At 51.7% G+C, this 25,145-nt stretch carries 21 protein-coding genes and 2 tRNA genes; 2 read left to right on the forward strand and 21 right to left on the reverse strand.

The genetic code is table 11. The features are described from left to right. Window positions 1-26: 26 nt before the first annotated feature. The 12 genes from Q5741_RS13395 to Q5741_RS13450 form a co-directional block, all read right to left on the reverse strand. Window positions 27-977: an RluA family pseudouridine synthase gene (locus tag Q5741_RS13395; RefSeq protein ID WP_305024601.1), complete on the reverse strand. Its 951-nt coding sequence runs from the start codon at window positions 975-977 to the stop codon at window positions 27-29. Continuing rightward, the gene (locus tag Q5741_RS13400; protein ID WP_305024602.1) at window positions 974-1,540 is read right to left on the reverse strand and encodes a cob(I)yrinic acid a,c-diamide adenosyltransferase; all 567 of its coding nucleotides are present in this window, start codon (window positions 1,538-1,540) and stop codon (window positions 974-976) included. Before Q5741_RS13400 ends, Q5741_RS13395 begins: the two co-directional genes overlap by 4 nt. 74 nt (window positions 1,541-1,614) lie before the next feature. Beyond that, window positions 1,615-2,169, reverse strand: a complete 555-nt coding sequence (locus Q5741_RS13405) for a hypothetical protein (protein WP_305024603.1) — start codon at window positions 2,167-2,169, stop codon at window positions 1,615-1,617. A gap of 102 nt (window positions 2,170-2,271) precedes the next feature. Further along, a complete protein-coding gene (locus Q5741_RS21675) occupies window positions 2,272-2,541 on the reverse strand; it encodes an aspartyl-phosphate phosphatase Spo0E family protein (RefSeq protein WP_407074362.1) in 270 nt (89 codons plus the stop codon). A gap of 144 nt (window positions 2,542-2,685) precedes the next feature. Further along, complete coding sequence (locus Q5741_RS13415) at window positions 2,686-3,891, reverse strand: aminotransferase class I/II-fold pyridoxal phosphate-dependent enzyme (RefSeq protein ID WP_305024604.1); 1,206 nt, start codon at window positions 3,889-3,891, stop codon at window positions 2,686-2,688. Window positions 3,892-3,904: 13 nt separating this feature from the next. Beyond that, window positions 3,905-4,405, reverse strand: coding sequence for an Lrp/AsnC family transcriptional regulator (locus tag Q5741_RS13420; RefSeq protein ID WP_305024605.1), 501 nt, complete (start codon window positions 4,403-4,405; stop codon window positions 3,905-3,907). A gap of 155 nt (window positions 4,406-4,560) precedes the next feature. Further along, window positions 4,561-4,947, reverse strand: coding sequence for a spore coat protein (locus tag Q5741_RS13425; protein ID WP_305024606.1), 387 nt, complete (start codon window positions 4,945-4,947; stop codon window positions 4,561-4,563). Between the two features lie 23 nt (window positions 4,948-4,970). Beyond that, window positions 4,971-5,207 (reverse strand): hypothetical protein, encoded by a 237-nt coding sequence (locus tag Q5741_RS13430; protein WP_305024607.1) that lies wholly within the window; start codon window positions 5,205-5,207, stop codon window positions 4,971-4,973. A gap of 78 nt (window positions 5,208-5,285) precedes the next feature. Continuing rightward, the gene (locus Q5741_RS13435; RefSeq protein WP_305024608.1) at window positions 5,286-6,485 is read right to left on the reverse strand and encodes an MFS transporter; all 1,200 of its coding nucleotides are present in this window, start codon (window positions 6,483-6,485) and stop codon (window positions 5,286-5,288) included. A gap of 80 nt (window positions 6,486-6,565) precedes the next feature. Next, window positions 6,566-7,168, reverse strand: coding sequence for a hypothetical protein (locus Q5741_RS13440; RefSeq protein ID WP_305024609.1), 603 nt, complete (start codon window positions 7,166-7,168; stop codon window positions 6,566-6,568). 70 nt (window positions 7,169-7,238) lie between these two features. Continuing rightward, a complete protein-coding gene (locus Q5741_RS13445; RefSeq protein ID WP_305024734.1) occupies window positions 7,239-7,637 on the reverse strand; it encodes a DUF350 domain-containing protein in 399 nt (132 codons plus the stop codon). Window positions 7,638-7,724: 87 nt separating this feature from the next. Then, window positions 7,725-10,088: an endonuclease MutS2 gene (locus tag Q5741_RS13450; protein ID WP_305024610.1), complete on the reverse strand. Its 2,364-nt coding sequence runs from the start codon at window positions 10,086-10,088 to the stop codon at window positions 7,725-7,727. A gap of 160 nt (window positions 10,089-10,248) precedes the next feature. Between Q5741_RS13450 and Q5741_RS13455 the strand changes: the two genes are divergently transcribed. Further along, a complete protein-coding gene (locus tag Q5741_RS13455) occupies window positions 10,249-10,608 on the forward strand; it encodes a phage holin family protein (RefSeq protein ID WP_305024611.1) in 360 nt (119 codons plus the stop codon). Between the two features lie 85 nt (window positions 10,609-10,693). Here Q5741_RS13455 and Q5741_RS13460 read toward each other — a convergent pair whose 3' ends face one another. Next, on the reverse strand, window positions 10,694-11,806 hold the full coding sequence (locus Q5741_RS13460) for a GGDEF domain-containing protein (protein WP_305024612.1): 1,113 nt from the start codon (window positions 11,804-11,806) through the stop codon (window positions 10,694-10,696). 300 nt (window positions 11,807-12,106) lie between these two features. On the opposite strand from Q5741_RS13460, the gene Q5741_RS13465 reads away from it, so the two are divergent. Then, window positions 12,107-12,508 carry a cupredoxin domain-containing protein gene (locus tag Q5741_RS13465; protein WP_305024613.1) on the forward strand — a complete coding sequence of 134 codons (402 nt, stop codon included), beginning with the start codon at window positions 12,107-12,109 and terminating at the stop codon, window positions 12,506-12,508. A 104-nt stretch (window positions 12,509-12,612) separates the two neighbouring features. Here Q5741_RS13465 and zapA read toward each other — a convergent pair whose 3' ends face one another. The 8 genes from zapA to Q5741_RS13505 all read right to left on the reverse strand — a co-directional run bounded on the left by zapA (window position 12,613) and on the right by Q5741_RS13505 (window position 25,102). Then, the gene (zapA, locus tag Q5741_RS13470; protein ID WP_305024614.1) at window positions 12,613-14,859 is read right to left on the reverse strand and encodes a cell division protein ZapA; all 2,247 of its coding nucleotides are present in this window, start codon (window positions 14,857-14,859) and stop codon (window positions 12,613-12,615) included. Window positions 14,860-15,132: 273 nt separating this feature from the next. Beyond that, window positions 15,133-17,580, reverse strand: a complete 2,448-nt coding sequence (pheT, locus tag Q5741_RS13475) for a phenylalanine--tRNA ligase subunit beta (protein WP_305024615.1) — start codon at window positions 17,578-17,580, stop codon at window positions 15,133-15,135. A 60-nt stretch (window positions 17,581-17,640) separates the two neighbouring features. After that, complete coding sequence (pheS, locus tag Q5741_RS13480) at window positions 17,641-18,660, reverse strand: phenylalanine--tRNA ligase subunit alpha (RefSeq protein ID WP_305024616.1); 1,020 nt, start codon at window positions 18,658-18,660, stop codon at window positions 17,641-17,643. A 444-nt stretch (window positions 18,661-19,104) separates the two neighbouring features. Beyond that, a complete protein-coding gene (gene abc-f, locus Q5741_RS13485; RefSeq protein ID WP_305024617.1) occupies window positions 19,105-21,000 on the reverse strand; it encodes a ribosomal protection-like ABC-F family protein in 1,896 nt (631 codons plus the stop codon). Between the two features lie 404 nt (window positions 21,001-21,404). Then, a tRNA-Gly gene (locus Q5741_RS13490) sits at window positions 21,405-21,478 on the reverse strand. A 7-nt stretch (window positions 21,479-21,485) separates the two neighbouring features. Continuing rightward, a tRNA-Pro gene (locus Q5741_RS13495) sits at window positions 21,486-21,562 on the reverse strand. A gap of 113 nt (window positions 21,563-21,675) precedes the next feature. Further along, complete coding sequence (locus Q5741_RS13500; protein WP_305024618.1) at window positions 21,676-23,787, reverse strand: putative bifunctional diguanylate cyclase/phosphodiesterase; 2,112 nt, start codon at window positions 23,785-23,787, stop codon at window positions 21,676-21,678. A gap of 352 nt (window positions 23,788-24,139) precedes the next feature. Next, on the reverse strand, window positions 24,140-25,102 hold the full coding sequence (locus tag Q5741_RS13505; RefSeq protein WP_305024619.1) for an aldolase catalytic domain-containing protein: 963 nt from the start codon (window positions 25,100-25,102) through the stop codon (window positions 24,140-24,142). Window positions 25,103-25,145: the final 43 nt, after the last annotated feature.

Here is a 25,145-nt window from a genome sequence, read left to right on the forward strand (position 1 = left end):
AGTTTTTAATTAGACGTTTAGCATCTTTACACAGAATAGCCTTGGTCCAAAAGAGCTTCAAGCTGCTCCATATCCGGCGGCAGCGGCGCTTCAAAGATCATCCGCTCTTTGGTAACCGGATGAACGAAAGCCAGCTCCGAAGCATGCAGCGCCTGGCGCCCGATGGACGTATCCAGCGCAGCTGCTGCCGGCAGATTCTGTTCTTCGAGCCGATACATTTTATCACCAATTAACGGACAGCCGATATGGGTCATATGAACCCGGATCTGGTGGGTCCTCCCGCTCTCCAGCTTCAGCCGGATCCGGCTGGCTCCGTTCCAGACGGCAAGCGTCTCGTAACGGGTCAAAGCAGCGTATCCAGAAGGTGTCACCACCCTGCGATGAGGCTCCAGCGGATCCCGGTCAATTGGACCTTCCACCTCACCCTGATCCGGATCAGGACAACCATGAACGATCGCCAAATATCTTTTCTCAACCGTTCCTGCGATCATCTGCTCCGAGATATGCTGATGAACGTAAGGGTTTTTGGCTATCGCCAGCACACCCGTCGTCTCCTGATCCAGCCGGTGAACCGGACGGAAGCGGTAATGCGCCCCTTGGGACCGCCAGTAGTGAACGACTCCGTTGGCGAGCGTTCCTGTATAGTGTCCATGGGTCGGATGAACAATGATACCCGCCGCTTTGTTCACAATCAGCAGGTGGTCATCTTCATAGAGAATATCGAATGGAATTGGCTCTGGCAAAATGTCATCCGAGGTCTCCTGTGCCATCCGAATCTCAACCCGGTCCCCTGCCTGGACCCGGCTGCTAATATAGACACGTTCTCCATTCAGCATAATGCCCTGCTCTGTCTGTTTCAGGCGGGACAGCAGCTTGCGGGAGACATCCATGCGCTTCTGCAGAATCGTCTTCAGCATAAAGCCTTCTTCTTCAGGTGGAATCATGTAAGTGATCGGTGCGTAATACAGCTGGCTCATTTACTGCGAAACACCTTTTTGCTGCGGATATATTCAATATCCGGTATCTGCTGACGCACATTGGCGGTACGGGCCACTGCGAAGAAATAATCGGACAGCCGGTTCAGATAACGACGCACATCCGGGTTAATCTCTGTGTGGGCCGCAAGTGTGACTGTGCGGCGCTCGGCCCGCCGGCAGACAGTCCGGCATACATGCAGGGTGGAGGCCAGCAGGCTGCCGCCCGGCAGAATAAAGCGCTCCAGCTCTGGATTCTCGGCCTGATGCAGATCAATCCACTGCTCCAGCTGGTCTACCCGTTCCGCCTTGACTTTGTAATCCCCTTCGCCCAGTTTAACAAAAGCCAGATCGGATCCGCAGTCAAACAGTTCATGCTGGATCTGAGTCAATTCTTCCCGCAGGTCATTGAACAGCTCTCCTTCACTCAGGCTGATAGCCTGTCCTACAAAGCTGTTCAGTTCATCAATCGTTCCATAGGCCTCTACGCGGATGTCATCCTTCGAGACACGTCCGCCGATAACCGAAGTCTGACCTTCATCTCCGGTGCGTGTATAAATCCCCATACTCAGCTCTCCTTTTTCCGGTAACCCGGCAGTTATAACACGTTCATTGTTGCTGTCTGCTTGTCAGCATCCGTTTATTCTGTCATCGCTTTCAGCACTTTTTTGGCATCCTCCGAATGCTCGGAAGAAATCGTAACCGTCGCGAGCAAGCCCTTCTGCGCATACTGGAGATCCTTGAACATTTTCATTTTCGATACCGGAATGGCAAACAGATGCTCTTCCATAACCATTCCATCGTCATTGGCCTTACTGTCATCATTACTGAAGACACCGCCCTTAAAGTAGCCTTCCGGGTAAGCCTTTGCATCAAAAGTGTCCTCCAGCGGCTGGCTGGAACCCTGCTGAGCATACATCTTCATGTCCTCCTCGGGCAGAATGAAGATATCATTCTCCTTGGCGGCATACTCCAGAAAAATTTTCTGCTTATCATACAGCGCACTGGTTGAGACCTCCACCTGAGGTTCACTTCCCAGCTTGTCCTGCAGCTTCTTCTGCAGCTGTTCCTGAATGGCAGACGGATCTCCGGCATTATCAATAATAAAAACCCTTATCTTATCTTCCTTGCCGCCGCATCCGGCCAATACAAGCAGCAAGACAAGCACGCCCAGCAATAAAGCCGGTTTTCTCATGACTGACAGCCTCCTTCATCGTATACGTTCAATATATCACAATTGGAATCGGCAAAAAAAGGAGGCCCCGAACGGGGCCTCCTGAACCGAGCCATCAGCCTGCTATCTTTGCTTGGAAGCTGATTTCATATACTCGTTAATTTTCAGATCAAGCTTGCTGCTGATTTCGATAACAATCTCTGAAGTAAAGGACTGTTCCTGCTGGAATAACTGCTCCATCCGAAGACGGAGATCCCGGATCTCATCCTCCAGCGAAAATGCCGGATTCAATATATCCCCCGTACTCTCCCGCCAATGAGTATTATTCCGGTCTGCAGCAGCCTCCAGTGAGGAAAGGCACAAACGATCATATTCAGCGTTAAACAAGGCCATCCCTCCTTCTGGAACATCCAGTCTCACTTCCAGAATCAAATTATAGCACAGATCATTAGAAATAAAAGATGATTCATTGTTATATTACCCAATGAAGTAAAAATAACCCAATTGTTAAAGGAGAGACAGCAGCCTAGAACCCGATCAACCCTTAAGTTTAGCCACAAAGCGGCCAATACGATCCAATGCTTCCGTCAGCTGTGCTACCGAAGTGGCATAGGAACAGCGGATGAAGCCCTCGCCTCCCAGGCCGAATGCCGTACCCGGAACAGCGGCTACCTTGCCTTCCACAAGCAGACGCTGCGAGAATTCCTCGGAGGATAGTCCGGTGCTTGTTATACTCGGGAAAGCATAAAAAGCCCCCTGCGGTTCATGGCATTCCAGTCCGATGTCACGTAAGCCCTGTACAACAAGACGACGGCGCTGGTTATAAGAGTCTACCATGCGGTCTTTCTCTTCCATTCCGTTGCGCAGTCCTTCCAGCGCGGCTACCTGTGCCATCACCGGTGCGCACATTACCGTATACTGATGTATCTTCAGCATCGCCGAGATCAGGTCAGGATGACCACAGGTATACCCAATTCTCCAGCCGGTCATGGCGAACGCCTTCGAAAATCCGCTGACAAGAATGGTACGGTCCATCATGCCAGGCACCGCTGCAAAGCTCACGTGCTGCTGGTTGTAAGTCAGTTCGGCGTAGATTTCATCAGAAATGACAATCAGATCATGTTTTTCAACGACTTCAGCAATCGGCAGCCAATCTTCATAGGTCATTGTAGCTCCCGTCGGATTGCTGGGATAACACAGAATCAGTACCTTGGAACGTGGTGTAATGCTGGCTTCCAATGCTTCAGCCGTCAGCTTGAAATCGTTCTCGGCAAAGGTCTCAATCCCTACCGGAATACCGCCGCCAATGGACGTAATCGGTGAATAAGAAACATAACACGGCTCCGGTATCAGAATTTCATCCCCGGGTGTAATCAGGGCACGCAGCGCCAGATCGATGGCTTCGCTACCGCCCACCGTCACAATGATCTCATCCTTGGGATCATACTTAATCTGAAAGCTGTCCTCCAGATAACGGCTGATTTCTTCCCGAAGCTCCGGCATTCCTGCATTTGAGGTATAGCTGGTCATCCCGCGTTCTAGCGAATACACGCACGCTTCTCTCATATGCCAAGGGGTGACAAAGTCCGGCTCTCCGACACCCAGTGTAATAATGTCCTTATTCTCGCCCACCAGGTCAAAAAACTTGCGGATTCCGGATGGCGCGATCTGCTGCACCAGTGGAGCCAGATAGGAGTTCATGGATTTCGTCTGCTGTCCTGTTCTTGATTCATTCATAATCATGATTCATCTTCCTTTATGGCGAGATCATGAGACGGTTGTCGTCTGATTTGTCTTCAAAAATAATCCCGTCCTGCTTATATTTTTTGAGCGTGAAATTGGTTTTGGTCGATAATACCGAGTCAATCGGAGACAGTTTCTCCGAGACGAAATTAGCCACTTCACGAAGGTTACGGCCTTCAACCTCAACCAGCAGATCATAGGCGCCGGACATGAGATACACGGACTTCACCTGCGGGTAAAGGTAGATCCGTTCGGCGATCCCTTCAAATCCGCGTCCCCGTTCCGGGGTAATCTGCACCTCAATCAGGGCGGTTACCTTCTCGTCATCCACCTTATCCCAGTTCACTACGGCTGCATATTTAACAATCACATGTTCCTTCTCAAGCTCCTCAATGGCGCTCTTCACCTCTTCTTCGGCTGCACCAAGCATGGTGGCCAGCAGGGCAGGTGTTCTTCTTGCATCTTCCTTCAATAATTCCAGCACTTTAAACTTCAAACCGTTAAGTTCTGTCATGAAATGCCCTCCAAGCGCTTCTTCACTGTAAAGTGAGAAGAGATTAAACCTAATATTACATTAATTTGACGCGGCTGCAAAGCAAAAACCGTGCGCCACTCCTAAGGAGAAACGCACGGTTGGTGGTACCTTCGAGCCCTACAGACCGGAAGGCTCTACATGTAGTAAGGGTTGTTCTGGCTTGTCTGATCGAACCTTGACTGTGCATGAAAGCCCACAGGCATCTGCTGGCTCTTCTGCTGTACAAAGCTGCGAACCTTTTGCTGAGTCTGCTGAGCCGATTGGAGCTGCTTGTCCAATTCCTGGCGAAGCGCCTTGGATGCGGTGGAGTATTGACCATTTTGCTGCATCAGCTGGTATAATTCGCCTTGAAGACGGAGCGTATCCCCTGTCAGATCCGTGAATAGCTTGCGGACGGCTGGACAGCTTGATTCTGTGGTTGCGGTTGTGTACTCGCGAACGGTTCTTTTCAAATCGGCCAAAATAGTGTAGAGCAAATCCTCTTCAGGCATAAAGGAACCATTGCCGGTCGTTGTGTACATAGTTGATCCTCCCTGGTTCGTAATTAGGATTGGGGTTGTGTCGGAGCCAAATGACGGTGATGATCCAGCGCACCGATCAATGCGTTCAAATGCTCTTCATGGGTACGGATATACCGCTGAAGATGCTGTTGAACCGATGGATTCTGTGTGCAGGACGCTGTAGCGGCACACTGTTTGATCAGGAGCTCCTCGTTGGAAATCGAGTCAACGATATATTCCAGCTCTTTGGCTGTGAGCGGCTGCATCGTATTGGATTGCATATTTGACTGCCTCCTTGAATTCAAAGTTTTACCGGAGTTTATCATTCCCAGTCGTCTGCAAAATATGTAACCCTCACTCTATTTTCTGATTTCCTTCAGCTGCTGCCGCATAAATAACCAGCTTAGAACCGGTGCAAATCCTAGTCCTACAATAAGCCAGGTCACCGTTTTTGGTGTGTCACTTACGGACAACACCGCCACATACAGAAAAATTCCGAGCAGCCGGCCTGACATCAGACACAGCTCACGGAGCACCATCAACTCGACCCGTTTCTCAGCATTCTCTTGACTGGTACCCATCAAGTCAAAGCTGACTGAGACCATCGGAATCAGATAAAGCGGCATAACCACAGCCGTCCCGATACCCATAATGAGCAGCATGCCATATTTCAGGCTCCACAGCAGAGGCACCATAAATCCGGCCAGAAGCAGTGCGCCGGCGAGCATGCCAGCATAACGGTAGCGGGGCTTGAGCCACTTGCCTGCTACCCAGAATGTGACAAGAGAGACGGCCGAAGTGATCAGGGAAAACTGGCCGAGCTTCCACTCCTGCCGGGTGGCCTCATAGACGAGAAGCACGATGAGAAAGGAATACACGCCTTCACGCAGCCCCTGTGCAGCCAGGCCCAACGCGGTCCGGCGCCAGGGACTTCCGGGCCTCGCCAGCTCACGGACCGGTTCTCCCCATTGGTAGTTCCCTTGCGGCTTCCGCTTCTTGAGAAAAAAACTGAATACAACGGCTACCCCATAAATACACAGCGATATCGTGAAGATAAGCCGGTATCCCGCATCATCCTGCATACGTGAAATAATCCATCCCGAGAACCAGGGACCCACAATCCCTGTGACGGAGCCGAGCAGGCCAATCCATCCGTTAAACAGATCCCGGTTCCCGGTATCCGTTACTTCAAAAGTAACCACATTAAACGCCAGCCAGAAAAAGCCCAGAGCTGCGCCGAGCAGCAGACCCAGCGGCCAGATATACTGTACAGCATCCTGGCCGGCCACCAGCACCAGCAGATAAAACAAGCCGGATAAAGCGGTTCCCACGCGCAGCGAATTCATTTTGTTATGCTCTTTCACCCATTTGCCCGCGATCCAAAAAGTCAGACCGAGCGCGATCTGCTGGCTGATGGTAAACCAGCCGATCATGGCATAATCCTGTTTGCTTTTCCACAAGAAAATATTCAGGAATGTACCGGATAGTGCTCCGGACAACACAAACAATCCATTCACTGCAAGCAGCAGAATGGATTGTCCGTCAAGAGCTTTTGCCATCCCTTTCCCCCCTTAAGCCGGAAATTCCAACCTGCGAGCCTCGTGTTAGAATGTCCCGATTGGAAGGGAAAGATGATTATTTATTTTCGGGTCTGGCTCAGGCCCTCAATTAGGCGAAGGCGGTCAGCTTCAGACAAGGTATGCTGTACATGGAAGCAGCCGGAGCAGATGTAGACCTGGACCGCGAACGGCGGCTTCAGGATAGGCGAATTACCTCCAGGAACAGACACCGGATTAAACTGGTCAGCAGCCACCTGCTGTGTGCCTGTCAGCATCATATATTCCCGGCACTGCGGGCATTCCAGTACCAGATCCTGCGAGTCCAGCACCTTCTCTACCCCTTCTTCATAAGCGAGCAGATCATGGCTTTCCTCATATTGATCCAGCACACGCAGCGCAGGCAGTTCATGCAGGTCGTGATCGCCAAGGATCGGTGTCAGGTCATCCTCTTCTTCCAATTCAAGACGCGGGCGTGCCGGCGCGGATATCTGCTTGCTTTTCTTCGAAGCTTCATACAGATGATCAGCGGCTGGCTTGTTATCCTCTTCTTCATCATCAATCTGAATGCTCAGTGTCCGATAACCGCCCAGTTCATTCATGCAGTGCGGGCAATGCTCTTCAGGACCAATCTCTTCATCCCAAACAATTTCTGTATAACACCACGGACATACCGTCGGTTCCATTATTCATTCATCCCCTTACTCGATATAACTTATAGGACAACCATCTTACCACAGCCAGCCTCAATGACCGTCAACCAATGCTCGCCCCGATGACATATGACAGCGAGATGGACAGCACCATGGCAATAAAGCCAACTGCACGGTTGTCGTTCTGAATTTCCCGGTCAATTGAAAATACAGGTGTCAGAAACTCAAATAAAAAATAAGCAGCAAGCAGCAGTACAAAGCCGATCCCTGACCAGATCATGGAGTCATAAATGGTGGACTGGCTCTGAATGCAGAACCGGAATACATTACATATTCCAAAAATCTTTCCGCCTGTTGCCATGGCCACAGACAGATTGCCGCGCTTGATCTCTTCCCAGCATTTGTAGCGGGTGACCAGCTCAAAACAAGACAAAAACACAATCAGCTCCATGACCGCTACCGAAAAATAGCCTATCATCATCCCGATCGGATGTGAGAGCATCTGATCAATCGTTCCCCTCACTGTCGCTGTCCTCCTGTCCTGCAGGCCTAATCATCCTCACCGCCATGCAGCCTCTTCCCGTATCGTTTATTTCAGTTCAACCACCGTAACACCGTTCCCGCCTTCGCCGTATACACCGAGACGGTAGCTTTTTACATGTTTATGCTTGCGCAGATAGTCCTGAATACCGGAACGTAAAATTCCTGTGCCTTTGCCATGAATCAGATGAACCTGTCCAAGGTTGGCGAGGAAAGCTTCATCAAGGAAACGGTCTGCTTCAATAAGGGCTTCTTCCAGGTTGGCTCCCCTTAAATCAAGCTCGCTCCGGACATTGGTATCCCGGGTACGCTTCATTGCAGTCACAGGCTTCTGTTTCTTCGGCACAGCCGCCTGGGCGGATTGGATCAGTTCCAGATCCTCTTGTTTGATCTTCATCTTCATAATGCCCAGCTGCACAACAGCTTCCTTGCCGCTGAGCTCCACCACATGGCCGCGCTGGTTCAGACTGAGCACCTTCACCTCATCCCCCGGCTCGATTGCCCGGGCTTTCGCGGCTGACGATTTAACAGCTGATTTTTTCCGCTGCTTCGGTTCAGCGTCATCCAGCTGCTTGCGGGCAGCAATCAGCTTGTGCTCCTTGACAGAAGCTCCTTCTTCCAGAGCCAGCTGGCGCAGATCACTGATAATTTTCTCAGCCTCACTACGAGCCTTATCTATAATCTGTTTGGCATCGGCTTCGGCTTTCTCCAGGCGCCGGTCACGCTGCTGCTCCTGCTTCTCCAGCTCATCCTGGTAGCGGCGGCGCAGCTTCTCCATATCCTCACGGAGCCGTTCAGCCGTTTCCCTGTCCTGTTCAGCGGACAACCGGTTCTCTTCCAGGGAAGCAATCATGTGCTCAACCCGCTGGTCATCCTCCTTCACCTCGCCGCGTGCATAATCGAGAATGCCGGATGGCAGACCGAGTCGTTCGGCAATGGCGAACGCGTTGCTTCGTCCCGGTACACCAACAAGCAGCCGGTAGGTTGGACTCAAGGTAGCCACATCAAATTCCATACTGGCATTGATAACACCTTTACGTTCATAAGCATAAGCCTTCAGCTCGCTGTAGTGGGTTGTAGCAACCATACGGCAGCCGGTACGGTGCATATGCTCCAGAATGGCAATCGCCAGCGCCGAGCCTTCCGCCGGATCCGTACCTGCGCCGAGCTCATCCAGCAAAACCAGACTCTTCGGTGTCATTTGCGACAGGATACGGATAATATTCGTCATATGACTGGAAAATGTACTCAGGCTCTGCTCAATGCTCTGCTCATCACCGATATCTGCATAAATAGCGTCGAACACGCACAGCTGACTGCCGTCTTCAGCCGGAACGAACAGGCCGGACATCGCCATCAGGCTGAGCAGACCCATCGTTTTGAGCGTGACCGTCTTACCGCCCGTATTCGGCCCGGTCACAATAATGGAAGTATATGAATTACCGAGCTCGACATCCAGCGGAACCACCTGGTCTGCCGGGATCAGCGGATGACGGCCCTTTTTCAGCTTCAGAAATCCTCGGTCATTCATACGCGGCAGCACAGCTTTCATTTCACGGGCCAGCCTGGCCTTCGCAAATACAAAATCAAGCTGAGCCAGCGTATCGACATCGTAAAGCAGCAGTTCAGCCTGCTCCCCGACACCTGCGGTCAATTTCTGCAGAATAATTTCAATCTCACGCTCTTCACGAATCCGTGTCTCGCGCAGCTTGTTGTTCATCGCTACAATGGACTCCGGTTCGATGAATAAGGTTGCGCCGGATCCGGATTGATCGTGTACAATACCGCCAAAATAAGAACGATACTCCGCCTTGACCGGGATAACGAACCGGTCCCCTCGGATAGTAACCAGCTGATCCTGCAGCATCTTGGCCACGGTCGAGGAACGGATCATATTGTCAAGCTTCTCACGGATGCGAACTTCACCTGCACGCAGTTCACGGCGTATCTGCCCGAGCGCTGTGCTGGCCGAGTCCATGACTTCGCCATTATCATCAATGCAGGCCTTGATCTGGGTCTCCAGCGGCTTCTGGTCAGATAACAGCTCGCTTAACCGGTATAGGGATTCTATAGGACGATCCTCATGGATCGCTGTAAGATAACGCTGGATTCTTCTGGCTGTATGCACCGTATTACCGATGCTCATCAGCTCCTGCGGGTTTAGTGTGCCACCAATCCGTGCACGCTTCACAGCGCCGGTGATATCGACGACACCTGTGAAGGACGGGGTCCCTTTTAACCGGTCCACCGCCAGCGCCTCGTCTGTAGATTGAAGCAGGTTCTTCACATGATCCAGATCTGAGCTTGGGGTCAGTTCCTGAACCAGCTGTTTACCCATCGGGGTTTGGGTGTAATTAGATATTGTATTTAAAATCTTACGATATTCTAACGTATGCAAAATTTTAGAGTCCAAAATCACAAGTCTCCTTTTCGGGTTCTAATGAGTATTATAACGAAAGCTCCTGTCTTTCGCTATTTTGCCAAAAACCTTCCAGTTATAAGTTGGGAGCTTGTGAAACACACTAACTTTTGCATAACACTGTCACAACGTTAAAAAAGGAGGTTATTGAGCAATGAGAATTTTAGGACACATTGTACGTTTCATCGTAGCAGCTCTCGTACTAATGGTGGTGGGCTGGCTCGTACCTGGATTTACGGTTGGCGGTTTCTGGTCCGCTCTGATATTGGCACTTGTAATTGCCGTCATCGGCTGGGTGATCGAAGCCGTCTTCGGCAGACGTGTCAATCCGTTCGGACGCGGGATTGTCGGATTCCTCGTCAGTGCGCTGGTTATCTGGTTATCCCAGTACCTGGTGAGCGATGTTGACGTAACGGTTCTGGGCGCACTGCTTGCTGCACTTGTGATTGGTATCATTGACCTGTTTATCCCGGTAACGACTCCGTTTGAAGCCGGCCGCAGCAGTCAAGGGTAACCACCCACTCTGACGCCTGAATACAGGCTGTCGCTCCAAAACCCCCTGCAGCCACAGGGGGTTTTTTGCTATTCCACAAGATTCTTTAGGATGAAGATGTACTCGTGAGAATGGCTTCCGGCTCATGAATCACAATCTTGTTTTTGCCGGAACGCTTGGCCCGGTACAGCGCATCATCCGCACTGCGGAACAAACGCTCTTTGCCATCGCCCTGAAGATAGTTGCAAAATCCGATGCTCACCGTGACCGGCCGGTGCTCGAGCAGCGGCTGGGAGAGCGAGGAAATATCGAGCCGGAGGCGTTCTACGATCGATACAGCCTCCTCTGTCTCTTTATCCGTCAGAATAACCGCAAATTCCTCACCGCCGTAGCGGGCAGCAAAGTCATTGGGCGTAATGCAGGCGTTAATCTTAGAGGCTACTTCCTTCAGGACCAGGTCACCTACCCAGTGGCCGTAATTGTCATTGACCATTTTGAAATTATCGATATCAATGATTGCCAGCTGCAGCCGAAGCTGATTGACCTCACACTGCTCAAGCAGAGCGTCCAGATATTCGTGAAACGTTTTATGATTATACAGCCCGGTGAGGGCATCAATTTTGAGAAGCTTGTCCGCCAACGTCTTTTCTACAATCAGATGCTGTTCAGATTTTATCAGCTGCTTGAGGTTGGAGCTTAATTGGCGGGTCCGGGACAATATCGCCAGGCCCATAACGAATCCAGCAATAAATACGCAAATCATAAGAAAAAACTCAATTTCTCTGCCTGACCGGTCCACCGGAGAAAAGAAAAAGAGAAACGCATACAAGGTAGCATTAAGGAAGCTGGTCACGTAGAGCAGGATGCGATGAAAGTAAAAAACGGACACAAAAACAGGGAGCATCAGCACCACTTCTGCCCCGGCTACACTTGTACGAAGAAGAATAAATATCATATAGGAAAGAACAAAGATCGTCCCCACAATGACCTGCTTGATATAACGCCTGACACTCCACAGCCACAGCTCTGCGGCTCCCATGACAACCAGCATGGACAAATCCAGAATCAGCAATTTCTGCAGACTTTTACCATAGAGCATGTCCCCGGCGGTCCCGCTTAAACCAAGAACAGCCTCTGCCATAAACAGAACAAGCACAACCAACCAGTAAGCCACCATTAACTTTCGGTCCCAAGGTTGGATAGCCGTTGTTTTATTCACACTGCCGATGAAAATCCCCTACTTTTATCAGTAATCATTCCGTATGTTCAGAAACTAATGGATCCTTGAAGAGCACACATGAACTTTAAACTAGTCTTTAATGGGTCTTTAATGAAATCTAATCTGCTATTAAATCTATGATGAGGAATAATATATCTATTATATCGAACCGTAAGACCGCTTGCATTCTTTTTTCAAATTTAGAGACAAGTTCATGAATTAATCATAAATTTAAATGTTTTGACTCTCTATTTCGCGGTAAAATGTCAATGGATATGAGAGACGAAAGGGGATATGAGCATGAGAAAATGGCTGATTGTTCTGATAAGCTGCATGCTGTTCGCCGTGCTGGCCGCCTGCGCCCAGAAGGAAGCTGCATCCTCCAATGACACTGCCTCCAGCCAAGGAGTAACGGATACAGGTGCTGCTCCAAGTGAAGAGCTTATTATTAAGGCCAGTGACTATCAATTTGATCAACCGGAATATCATCTCAAAAAAGGCGTACCTGTTAAGGTCGTGCTGCAAAATGAGAGCGGAGAGCACGGAGTGATCGTGACGGGTCTGGATCTGCAGCTGGATTCAAGCCAGAGTTCCAAAGTCATTACACCGGACAAGGCCGGTGAATATGTTATGCACTGCTCAGTTTTCTGTGGTTCCGGCCACAATGCTATGGCTGCTAAAATTATCGTTGACGATAACTAGTCACCTGGATAGACATTTATACTGACCTGCAGCAAATAAGGGTGTTCTGCGGACAGCGCTGCTGTTCACGGAACACCCTTTCTGTATTGATCAGGCGCCGGGACTCAGCTCTGATCCTGCTCAATCAATTCAATCCACTCGTTATACTCCACCTGAAGTTTGGCGTACTCTTCCTGCAGTTGTTCATGATCCTCTGACAGCTTGGCCGCCTTCTCCTGTTCCATCCCCATCTGTACTTCCAGCAAACGGAGCTGGTGAGCCGTCATTTCGTAGCTTTGACCGATCTGGTCCAGCTGCTCCTGAAGGCGGTCCCGCTCTTCGCGAACTCGATCCCGTTCGGCAGCGGCAGCCGCCTTTTCTTCCTCCAGCTCACGCTGACCACGCTCAAGCACGTCCAGACGCTCGGTTCCTGCCGCAGCTTCCCGCTGCCAGGACAGGATTTCTTCGTGGAGACGGGATTCTGCTTCCTGAAACTCCGCCGAACGGGCAGCCAGGTCCTCATATTTGACCTGCCACTCGAGCGCCTCATCTTCCACCTGGGCCAGCTGCTGTCCTCGTGAGAGCAGCTCTTCCTGCAAGCGCTCCATCTGATCACGGAGTTCCTCCAGCTGACGCGAACTCTCCTGTCCTGCATTCTCCAGCTCAGCCAGCACCTTCTCCTTCTGCTGCAGCTGGACAGCCGCAGCAGAAGCGCGTTCGTCTGCCTGTCTTACTTCTTGCTGCAGGCGCTGTGTACGGCTCTCCAGCTCTTGTGTGAGCTCTCGCACCCGTTTGCTCTCCAGCTCTGCATGTTCTTCAACGTCCTTCAGCTGCTCGCGGGAAGTCTGAAGTTCACTTTGCAGCTGCTCCTGTTCTTCCCGGGTTTCCAATATTTGAAGTTCGAGTTCCTCCATCTGCTTGTGCTGTTCCTGAGCCTGCTGCCGGGCCGCAGCCTCAGCATCGGCCAGCAGCGACATTTCGCTCTGCAGCTTGCGGACAGATACATGCGCCTGCTCCAGCAGCTTCTGCAGCTTCCGCTGTTCCTCTTCTGCACGTTCGGCAGCCTGCTCCAGCTGCATCCGCTGCCCTTCCATCTCGGCACAGCGCGCTTTCAGCTCGGAAGCTTCATTCAATGCAGCCTGTTCGCGCTGCGCAGATGCCTCGAGACGCTCCTGTGCAGCCTCATATTCCTGTTCCGCAGCCGTCAGCTGATGCTGTACCGCCGTGAGCTGTTGCTGGAGCTGGCCGTGCTCCGCTTGCTGCTGCTGCAGCCTTTGTTCCAGCTCCTCCATCTGCTCCAGATACTCATCTTCCAGCGACTTCATCTCCGTCAGCTTCTCTGCAAGCTGGCGTTCAGCCGCCTGCCGCTTCTCCCGGGCTTCGGCCAGCTCGTCCTCTGCCGCCGACTTGCCCGTCTGCAGCTCCTGCAGCCGGTCCTCAGCGGCCGCCCGCGAACGGGCCGCCGCTTCTCTCTCGTTCTCCAGCTCGGACTGGAGACGATCCAGTTCCTGCTGAAGCGCCTGCTCAGCATCGGTATGTGCTGCCTTCAGCTCTTCACGCAGCTTCGCCCCTTCCGCCTCCAGCCTCGAGCGGAACTCCTCCTCCGCATGCTTCAGCTTCGCTTCCGCCTGGCTCTGGGCTGCTGCCAGCTTGGCAGCCGACTGCTCGTTGGCGGCCTTCAGTTCCCGGGCCGCCTGATCATTCGCCTGCTGCAAGGCTGCAGCCGCCTGGCCCTGCTGCTTCTGCAGTCCGGAAGCAGCCTCCTTGCGTACCGCTGCCAGCTCCTGGGCAGCGGCTTCCCGCGCCTGCTGCAGAGCCGCAGCCGCCTCCTGCTTCGCCTTCACCATGGCCTGCTCATGCTCCTCGCGGAGCTTCTGCAGGGCGGCTTCGGCCCGGGCGCTCAGTTCCTCCTCCTGACGCGCCGCAGCCTGCTGCTGTTCCTGCAGCTGCTGCTTCAGGGCCTCGTTCTCTTCGCGCACCGTCTGCAATTCCTGAACAGATTGCAGCAGTGCCGTCTCCTTCGCCTCTTCCAGCTGGGCGACCGATTGCTGGAGCTCCGCGTACTTCGCCTCCGCTTCGGCCAGTTTCTCCTGATAGCGGGTCAGATCCCGGCGCATTTCCGTTCGCTCACCGGTGAGCATCTTAAGCTCTTTTACGGTATCCTGATGCTGAATCGCTTCCTCGGCCATATGAACAGCAGCAAGCACTGCGATTCGCGGCAGATCAAGCCGGGAATGACTCTTGGAGATCGCATGCATGCGCTCATCCACATAACTGGCTACCTGTTTCATATAATCCATACTGCTGCCAACAAGTTTATAGGAAGTCCCGTAGATGTCTACGGTGACACGTGTACGATCCGGTGTAGTCACAAATAGTGCCCTCCTTCATTTCTGTATGTAGATTCTTGGGTGTAAGGTTCCTTGCAATTGCTCTATATTGAATACCGCAAGACGGCGGCAGTCGATTCCATAGGCTAATCTTACGAAAAAACCCGTTATGCTGTCCAAATATACGATACTTTATTTCAGGCCGCAGTGTCCACTTTCCCTTAGATCCAAAAGAAATCTGCCGGTGCCGTCATAGACAAAAAGCTGCAGCGAACCCTGTCTTACAAGATTCGTTGCAGCTTCTTTTAATTCCTTCTATTTTCTCAGCTGGGCATCAAAAGTTTGTTCCAGCGTCTCAACGACTTTGGCATGCGCACTGGTTACTTCTTCATCGGTCAATGTACGCTCGGCATGACGGTAGAGGAGAGAGATCGCAATACTCTTCTTGTCTTCGCCCAGTTTGGCACCTGTGAATACATCAAAGACCTGCACATTCTGCAGCAGTTCGCCTGCAGTATCACGGATCACGGCCAGCAGTTGACCCGCCTCGACGCCGCGGTCTACCACAACAGCAATATCACGCTCGACAGCAGGGAAACGCGGTAGCTCACGGTAGTGGACATCATAATCCGCCTGCTCCACCAGAGGTACGAGCAGCAGCTCGGCCAGGTACGTATCAGGCAGATCATAAGACTGCTGCAGCTCCGGATGCAGCTGACCCAGCGTACCGATCAGCTTGCGGCCCGATGCCTGCTCCAGGTAAAGGCTCGCAGAACGTCCGGGATGATAACCTTCCGGCTGATCTGCAGCATAGGTCACCTTCTGATCCAGGCCCAAATAGGAAACAAGCGTCTCCACTGCACCCTTCAAATCAAAGAAATCCACCTTCTCGGCACCGATATTCCACTGCTTCTCGCGACGGTTACCGTTCAGAAGCAGGCTGAGCACCATCGTCTCCTGGGGCTGCTTTGTCAGCTGTTCTTCCTCGCTGTAAAAAATGCTGCCGATCTCGAACAAGGCCAGATTATCCTGCTTCCGGTTCATATTATAAACCGCAGTGTCCAACATTTGCGGCAGTACGCTCTTACGCAGGACACTTCGTTCTTCACTCATTGGCATAGCCAGCTTTACCGCATGCGATCCTGCCGTAAGAGACGGGAACTGATCCGCTTGTGCAGGGTTCACGAAGGAATAGCTGATCATCTCCTGCCAGCCCGCGTGGGTCAGCAGACTGCGCAGCGAGCGGCGCAGGGACTGTGAACGGGTCAAGGCGCCCGGTGTTGTCGGTCCCTCAATTGCAGTTGTAGGAATATTGTCATAGCCGTGCAGACGGGCCACTTCTTCAATCAGGTCCACATCCAGGGTAATATCGCCGCGGCGTGTTGGCACTTCCACTTCCAATAAGCCCTGGCCGGCATCGCCGCAGTTGAAGTGCAGGCGTCCGAAGATCGCTTTTACCTCGAGCAGGGACAATTCCGTACCCAGGTAGCGGTTCAGCTTATCTAGGGACAGCTTGATGACACTGCCTGTGCTCGGCATAGAAGAGCTTTCCACAATGCCCTCGTGAACGGTTCCGCCGGCATAACGCTGCAGCAGGGCAGCAGCACGATTCAGGGCAGGAATAACTGCACCCGGGTCGACTTCCTTCTCAAAACGCAGGCTGGATTCAGAACGAAGACCCAGCTGGCGGGACGTTTTGCGCACAGTTCCGCCGTCAAATTTCGCAGATTCGAGCAGAATGTTAACCGTCTCACCGGTGACTTCGGAATTAGCACCGCCCATCACACCAGCCAGCGCAACCGGCTTGGTACCATCTGTTATCAGCAGCATATGCGGCTCCAGCTTGCGTTCCTGACCATCCAGGGTAACCATCGTTTCGCCTTCACGGGCGAAGCGTACTTCAATATGGCCGTTGTCCAGCTGGTCTGCGTCGAACGCATGCAGCGGCTGTCCGTATTCCAGCATGACATAGTTGGTGACGTCGACCACATTGCTGATCGGACGGATACCGGCTGCCATTAGACGATTCTGCATCCAGAGCGGGGAGGGACCAACCTTGACATTCGTAATATAACGGGCAGCATAGTGTACGCAGGCTTCAGTCGCAGAGACCTCCACAGAAATACGGGAAGAAGCCGGGTCACTGACCTCGACCAGATCCTTGTCAGCTGGCTGCAGAGCAAGATCTCGGCCCAGAATGGCACTTACTTCATAAGCGGCACCATGCATGCTCAGGCAATCTGAACGGTTCGGCGTCAGATCGAACTTGAGCACGCTGTCGTTCAGGCCAAGAACTTCCGTAATGGGGGTACCGATCTGCGTATCTTCCGGGAGCACAAGAATCCCTTCCTGCTGTTCCTTCGGCAGAAGCTTGTCGTTCATGCCCAGCTCTTTGGCGGAACAAATCATCCCCATGGATATGACACCGCGCAGCTTCGCTTTTTTGATATCCAGCCCACCTGGAAGCTTTGCGCCCACAAGCGCAACAGGGACCTTTTGTCCGGCATCCACATTTTTGGCACCACATACGATTTGCAGCTCTTCATCCAGTCCGGCATCTACGATACATACGTTCAGCTTGTCGGCATCCGGATGCTTTTCTTTACTTTTAACAAAGCCTACAACCACATGGGTAATCCCTTTATTCCGGTTCTCGATCTCATCGATTTCAATACCGGCACGGGTGATTTTCTCAGCCAGCTCTTCAGGTGACACCTGGTCCAGCGATATATATTCAGACAGCCATTCGGTTGATACTTTCATTGAGGATCACACTTCCTTTATGTTCTATTGTTTGGCTCCATGACAGGCTTCAACCTGTCCTTAGATTTGTGCGAACTGCTTCAGGAACGCCATATCGCTGTTGTAGAAATGACGAATATCGTCAATGCCGTACTTCAGGATTGCGACACGCTCAACACCGATTCCGAATGCAAATCCGCTGTAAACCTCCGGATCATATCCGCCCATCTCCAGCACTTTCGGATGCACCATGCCGCAGCCCAGAATTTCGAGCCATTTTGGTTCCTCCCCCTTACCTGCCTGAACATAAGAGATATCCACTTCTGCACTTGGCTCAGTGAAAGGGAAAAAGCTTGGACGCATACGGATTTGAGTCTGTGGACCAAACAATTCACGCATAAATTGCAGAAGTGTTCCTTTAAGATCGCTCATGCGGATGTCCTTGCCGATCACAATGCCTTCAATCTGGTTGAACTGGAAGGAGTGTGTGGCATCATCATCGTCACGGCGGTATACCTTACCTGGGCAGATCACTTTAACAGGCACTTCGCCTTCCATGGACTGCATCGTTCTGACCTGAACCGGAGAGGTATGGGTGCGCATGAGAATATCTTCCGTAATATAGAAGGAATCCTGCATATCACGTGCCGGGTGGTTCTTCGGCAGATTCAGCGCTTCGAAGTTAAAGTAATCCGTCTCCACTTCCGGGCCTTCTGCCACACGGTATCCCATACCTACGAAAATATCCTCGATCTCCTGAATGACTTTGTTCAGCGGATGAATGCCGCCCTGCTCCAGCTTGCGACCAGGCAGCGTGACGTCGACCTTCTCTGCCTGCAGACGCTGCTGTGTCTCTGCACGCTGGAATGCCTGCTGTTTGCTCTCGATGACTTCCTCGATCGCACCGCGCACATCATTGGCCACTTGACCGATGACCGGACGTTCCTCAGCGCTTAGTGCGCCCATACCACGCAGTATCTCGGTTAGCGCGCCCTTTTTCCCCAAATATTTGACACGCAGATCATTTAAGGTCTGCGGGTCGTTCACTCCCTGCAGTTGTTCCAGCGCTTCATGCTTCAATGCTTCCAAACGTTCTTTCATGGTGCAGCTGCCCCCTTTAATAATTTTCATCCGGCGTACCCGCCTGGTCATGGTACTGATCTCTGTCATCATGCTGACAAATACAAAAAAAGGCCTTTTCTCCCTATAAAGGGACGAAAAGACCGTGGTACCACCCTAATTAGATATCCGGCAGCCTGCCGGGTATCTCACTTAACACGCGGTAACGGGCGTGAAACGGTACCTCCTACGCACTGACCTCACGGCCGCTTCAGAGAACTGCTAAGGAGTGAATTTCGGCAGCCCGCCTGATCGCAAAGACGCTCTCAATCCATGGCGTCTCTTCCCTGTCCGAAGCTGCTGCTTACTTGTCTCCATCACTGCATTTATTCATATGCGGACTCTATGCCGCGTCATTACTGCATCATTATAAGCAAATCCGCCAAGAATGGCAAGGGTCATTCACCGCCTTCAGGCATATTCCGGTTAATCGGTCCGGAGCCGCACCAATTTCGCCTGGATCACCCGGATCTCTTCCAACAGGGCATGATTCACGCCATTGTCAACATTCACTGCAGCGTCCGGGAGTTCAGTAAACTCCATCTGGCTCAGCAGTTCATTTAACCGCCATTCCAGCCGCATCGCCTCGTCGTCATCTTCACGGCGGGCGAGGGCGCGTGAGCGTGTTGGTTCGAGCGCCTCCAGCTCCTCTACACTGCCTTCAAAAAGGCTCCAGTCCCCGCCTGCCGACAGATCGAGCAGACGATTGGCGGTTCTTCGCACCAGCATCCGGTCATGGGATACGAGCACAACCGCTCCGTCATAACTTTGCAGGACGTCCTCCATAACCTGACGGGTGTCTATATCCAGATAATTGGTCGGCTCGTCAAGCACAAGCAGGTTTGAACCGCCAAAGTACAGGTGGATAAAAGCGGCACGGCACTTTTCTCCCATGCTCAGGTCCCCGATCGTCCGGTACACGTCCTCCCTTGTGAACAGGAAGCATCCCAGGATCGTTCGCGCCTCGGTCTGAGTCATGGATGGCAGGAGCAGCAGGCTGTCCAGCAGCGTAAGGTACAGCGGCAGATCTTCCAGCAGCTGTGAGAAATAACCGATCTTCAGCTGGGGATGCAGACGCACGCCGCCGCCGGTTGGTTCCAGCCGCCCTGTAATCAGCTTAAGCAGTGTGCTCTTGCCGGAACCATTGGCACCTCTAACCGCAATTACATCCCCTCTGCCCACATTCAGATTCACTCCACATATGATCGGGCTCTGATCAGCAGCATAGGCAAAATTCACCTGCTCCATTCTTACCAGATAGCGGGCCCGCAGGGAATGGGCTTCAAGATGGAGACGCAGCTTCGGGTCCTCTTTGGGCTTCTCTACCCGGTTCTGCTCAAGCCGTTCCAGCTCTTTCTCTTTGGCATGATACCTGGAAATGTTCTTATTCGCCTTCGCTTTGTAGAAGCTCTGGGTAATGCCCACCTCCACATCCGCAGCGGCCTGATGGGCCGCATGGAACCATTGCTGGTAGTTGCGGATCGTCTCTTCCAGTGCCTTGCGTGCCAGCTCTTGTTTTCTGTACTGCGCTTCCTGTTCCGTCCATTCCCTCTCTTTTTGTACACGATAAGCGCTGTAATTCCCTTTATATTTCGTTAATCCGGAAGGGCTGAGCTCGGCAATGGCTGTGGCAACACGATCTATAAATTCGCGGTCATGCGAGACGAACAGGATCGTTCCCTCATAGGCAGACAGCTGCTGCTCCAGCCATTCCAGACTGTCTCCATCCAGATGATTCGTAGGTTCATCAAGAATCAATAATTCCGGTCTGCGTACCATCAGGGCTGCCAGCCGGACTTTGGTCTGCTGCCCTCCGCTCAGTTCACGGCAGGGTGATGTCCACAGCTGCTCAGGTATCCCCATTCGGGACAGCACCTTCTCCACTTCGGATTCCCAGGCATAACCGCCCAGCGCTTCATACCGCTCCAACCATTCTCCGTACTGTTCAAGCTCCTGCGCCTCTTCATCAGCAGCATTCATGTTCTGCATCTGCTGCAGCAGATGGTTTAGCTGTCGTTTCAACGTGTATAATTCATGACTTTCTTCCTGCACCGCCTCAAGCACCGTCCCTGCAGTCTGACCGTCTTGTTCCCGGCTTTGGCGCATCCAGCCCCACCGGTCCCGCGGGAGTACCGCTTCAATGCGGCCCTCATCCGGTTCTTCCTCTCCCATCAGAACACGCAGCAGCGTCGTCTTTCCGCAGCCATTGCGGCCAAACAGAGCAATCCGATCTCCCTTGTTTACTTCCAGATCAATATGCTCGAATACCGGCTGTCCGTCCCATTCCTTGGTTACATTTTTTATGCGAAGTATAGCTGTCATACCTATCATCCTTTCTCTCCGGAGACAATTAAAAAAGACGCAGCAGCTGCTGCGCCTTCCGGAAGATCAAGGTCATATGACGATATTACGGTGTACCGAATGCATGCGAACTCGAACAAGAAGTCCGGCTTTAGCCCAACCTCTGCTTACTCATTCGTCATGATTATTAGCAACCATATCTAGTCATGAAGACACACTTCTCCCGTTCCAGCCACAGCGGCCGTCTGCAACCAACATGTGCAGTTTACCAGGGATACTCAGTGTGCTTACTTCATCAGACGTATGGTTACCTCGCTCATCTAGATTTTAACTTCTTAGGGTATCTTACCTGATTTTAGCTGAAAAAGGCAAGAGCAAACAAAAGAACCCCCGGATCCTGTCCGGAGGTTCTGAATATAATTAGTTGGAGCGGGTGATGGGAATCGAACCCACGCTACCAGCTTGGAAGGCTGGAGTTCTACCATTGAACTACACCCGCAATGAAGTGGTCGGGACGACACGATTTGAACATGCGACCCCCTGGTCCCAAACCAGGTGCTCTACCAAGCTGAGCTACGTCCCGAAGCTATCATTACTTGCAATATTTAAGACAAGAAATAATATACCATGGGAATATGCATAAAGCAACACAAAATTAACTGGGGACATCGTTACATACCGGCTGATGTAAACAGACTAACTGGCTTCATGCAGACACTTCACTTCGAACTCGCCCGCTGTTAACGGTTTACTGAAATAATATCCCTGTCCTTCGTGGCATCGCTGTTCCCGCAGAAAATGCAGCTGGCCCTCATTCTCGACCCCTTCTGCAGTAACCTGCAGCTTCAAATGATGAGCCATCGACGTGATTGTCGAGATGATCGCAGCATTATTGGAATCAATCATAACCTCATGAACAAAGGATCGGTCGATCTTCAACCGGTCAATCGGCAGATCTTTTAAATAATGGAGCGAGCTGTAGCCTGTACCGAAGTCATCAATGCTGATCTCTACTCCGATCTCTTTAATCCGCCGCAGCTGCTCGAAAGCCATGTCTTTGTCAAAGGTCATACTTTCCGTAATCTCCACTTCCAGATGCCAAGGGTGCAGCCCGGTCTCCTGAAGAACAGACTGGATGGTTTCTACCAGGTTACTCTGCCGGAACTGCCGCATTGACAGGTTGACCGACACACAGATGGCACGGTATCCGGCTTCCTGCCAAGCCTTGTTCTGACGGCAGGCTTCACGCAGGACCCATTCTCCAAGAGGTACAATCAGCCCGCTCTCTTCAGCAACTGGGATAAAATCTGCTGGCGAGATCAACCCTCTCACCGGATGATTCCAGCGCACGAGCGCTTCCATTCCGACAATCAGCCCGCTGGCGAGGTTTACCCTCGGCTGGTACACCAGGTGAAATTCGCTTCGCTCCAGACCTTTACGCAGATCATTCTCCAGCTTAAGCCGTTCCTGTGCTTTCATCTGCATGGAATGGGCGTACCGCCGGAATTCCACACCATGATCCTTAGCGTCATGAACAGCCGTGATGGCATTCTGGATCAGCTGTTCCGCGGTATCGCCATCATGTGGAAACAAGGCCATCCCTACCGTAATCGAAGCATGATATTCACTGCCGCTGAGCAGTACCGGCGTCTTGAACAAGGATAACAAATTCTCGATCCGTTCCACAGCCGTTTCTGAGTTAGAGAAACCTGTGATCATGTAAGCAAACTCGTCGCCGCCCATGCTGAAAGCCTCTTCACCCGTTCTGCAATGGGACAGCAGATGATCACCGGCAATCTGAAGCAGCTGGTCTCCCGCATGATAACCGAGAGAATCGTTCACATTGCGGAACCGGTTCATGTTCAGAATCAAGATGGCTGTAAATTCTTCTTCCCTCATCGCCCTGTCCATGGCATCCGCCAGACGCAAGGCAAGACGGCGCCGGTTCGGAAGCCCGGTTATATCGTCATGGAAGGCAATGAAATTGATCTGCTCCTCGGCCAGCTGCTTCTGGCGCATCGGAGCTTCAATTGTAAGACGGTACAAACCTTTATGTATCATATAAAAGCCTGCGAAATTACATAGCAGACCGCCAAACGAATTCATATCCATCAGCTGACCCGCATTCAGGAAAAAAAGTTCTCCTACCGCACAGAAAATGATGCCGCGCGCGACGAGCAGCAGACCGGTCTCGCTGGTCGTCTTGTAGCGTATAATGACGGCCGCTGTTACAGACAGATAGACCGCCAGAATACACAAATTCACGACTGTACCAAGAAGTGTGGCCGCCGATCCCTGCAGAAGAGGCGGCAGCACGGGATCCAGCAGCACAACAGCTCCACATACCGCCACAGCCGTTGCGAAGGACACGGCTACCGAAATATTTTTGCACGGTGCAGTCAATGGTCTGTCAGGCAGCCCGTATACGATAAACAGCACTTCAGCACATATGGCTCTGCAGATCAGCAGCAGCCACTGGGCAGCATTCGGCGACAGGGAGAGTCCACCAAGCTTAATTTGGCCTAATGACAGTGTATAAAACATATCCAACAGACATACCAACAAAAACAGTGCGGAAGTCAGCATTTTCTGCCGGGTCAAAATCTGTGAAAACATCAGCCAGCCCTGATGAAAGATGGCGAAGCTCATAGCGGCGCAGCCGAAACCAACAAGCAGAAACAGCGGAAGCAGATCGACGTTCCCGAACCAGGGACCGATCACCGGAGCCGCGATCTGTAGGATAATGAATAAGATAACAGCCGCCAGGCCGGCCCATAACATTTTCTTCTCTTCCGCACTTACAGTCATGCAGTTGTCCATCCTCTCAGTCGTTCACAAATCTTAATCATTCATATAAATCTTACCAGCTGCACAATTCGTCCGTGAAATACGAATTCCAATTAGACGCCTAATAACACTTAATACATTATTCGACAAAATCTATTGAATTCTTTATATATCCCCGTAAATTGCGTGCTGATCAGCCGTTACATGCAGGTCACTTGGTACATAATAACATCTAAGCTGTGAAAGGTGAATCATTTTTTCATTCGCTTTACTGCTGCGAAATTCACATTTATGCAATTTTTTTCGAATAAAAAGCAAAAAAATAATGATTCCTGAATGGAATCATTATTTTTCAGCTAACAACCAGGACACCTTATCTTTTTTTGTCGAAGCTTACTTCAGGCGTTGTCAGTGTATCATAAAAATCGACAGCTTTATCTTTGTTGTCCGATGCTCGCAGCGCCATCGCCGATCTTGGATGTTCATCCAGCGAACCTGTAATCATATAGGGAATGATGTAGCCCCACTCTTCCTTTTCACGCAGTGGGATCATGAGCTGCTCAATAACGCCCAGCACTGGACGCAGCGTGTATTTTGTATTTTTCAAATGGGTTACCAGCAGCTCTGTCGGACAATTGCCCGCAGCACGTCCCATTCCGTAGACAGACGCATCGAGCAGCTCCACCCCTTTCTCCGAGGCAATCAATGTATTCGAAAATGCCAGCTGCAGGTTGTTATGGGCGTGAATGCCCAGGCGTTTATTCGGGAGATGGGTCTTGAACTTGTCCACCAGATAATGAATATCGTTGTGATCCAGGCTGCCGTAAGAATCAACGATGTATACGACATCCACAACACTTTCCTTAATCATCTCAAAAGCTTCCAGCAACTCATTCTCCATCACATTGGACAGAGCCATAATATTCAATGTCGTTTCATAGCCGCGGTCGTGAAAGGTCTGCACCAGCTCCAGCGCCTTGTCCACGTCTTTGATATAACAGGCCACGCGAATCAGATCGAGCATGCTCTCGCTGCGCGGAAGAATGTCGTTCTCATCCACACGTCCGATATCCACAAGCGCAGACAGCTTGGTGTGCCCTTTTTGCGGGATTACCTTGCGCAGGAATTCATCATCAAGAAAACGCCATGGTCCCGCCTGGTCGGCTCCCTTCAGCAATTTGGGCGAGTTTTTGTAGCCGATCTCCATATAATCCACTCCGGCCTCATTCAAGCCCGCATACAGTGTCTGCACAAATTCTATGCTGAAGTCCCAGTTATTCACCAGTCCTCCGTCACGTATCGTGCAGTCTACAATTTTGCTGTGGTTCGTCTTCATGCTGCAGTTCCCTCCATACTCCTTGATATTAGTAATCATCTTA

The organism is Paenibacillus lacisoli (assembly GCF_030580655.1).
Lineage (GTDB): Bacteria > Bacillota > Bacilli > Paenibacillales > Paenibacillaceae > Paenibacillus > Paenibacillus lacisoli.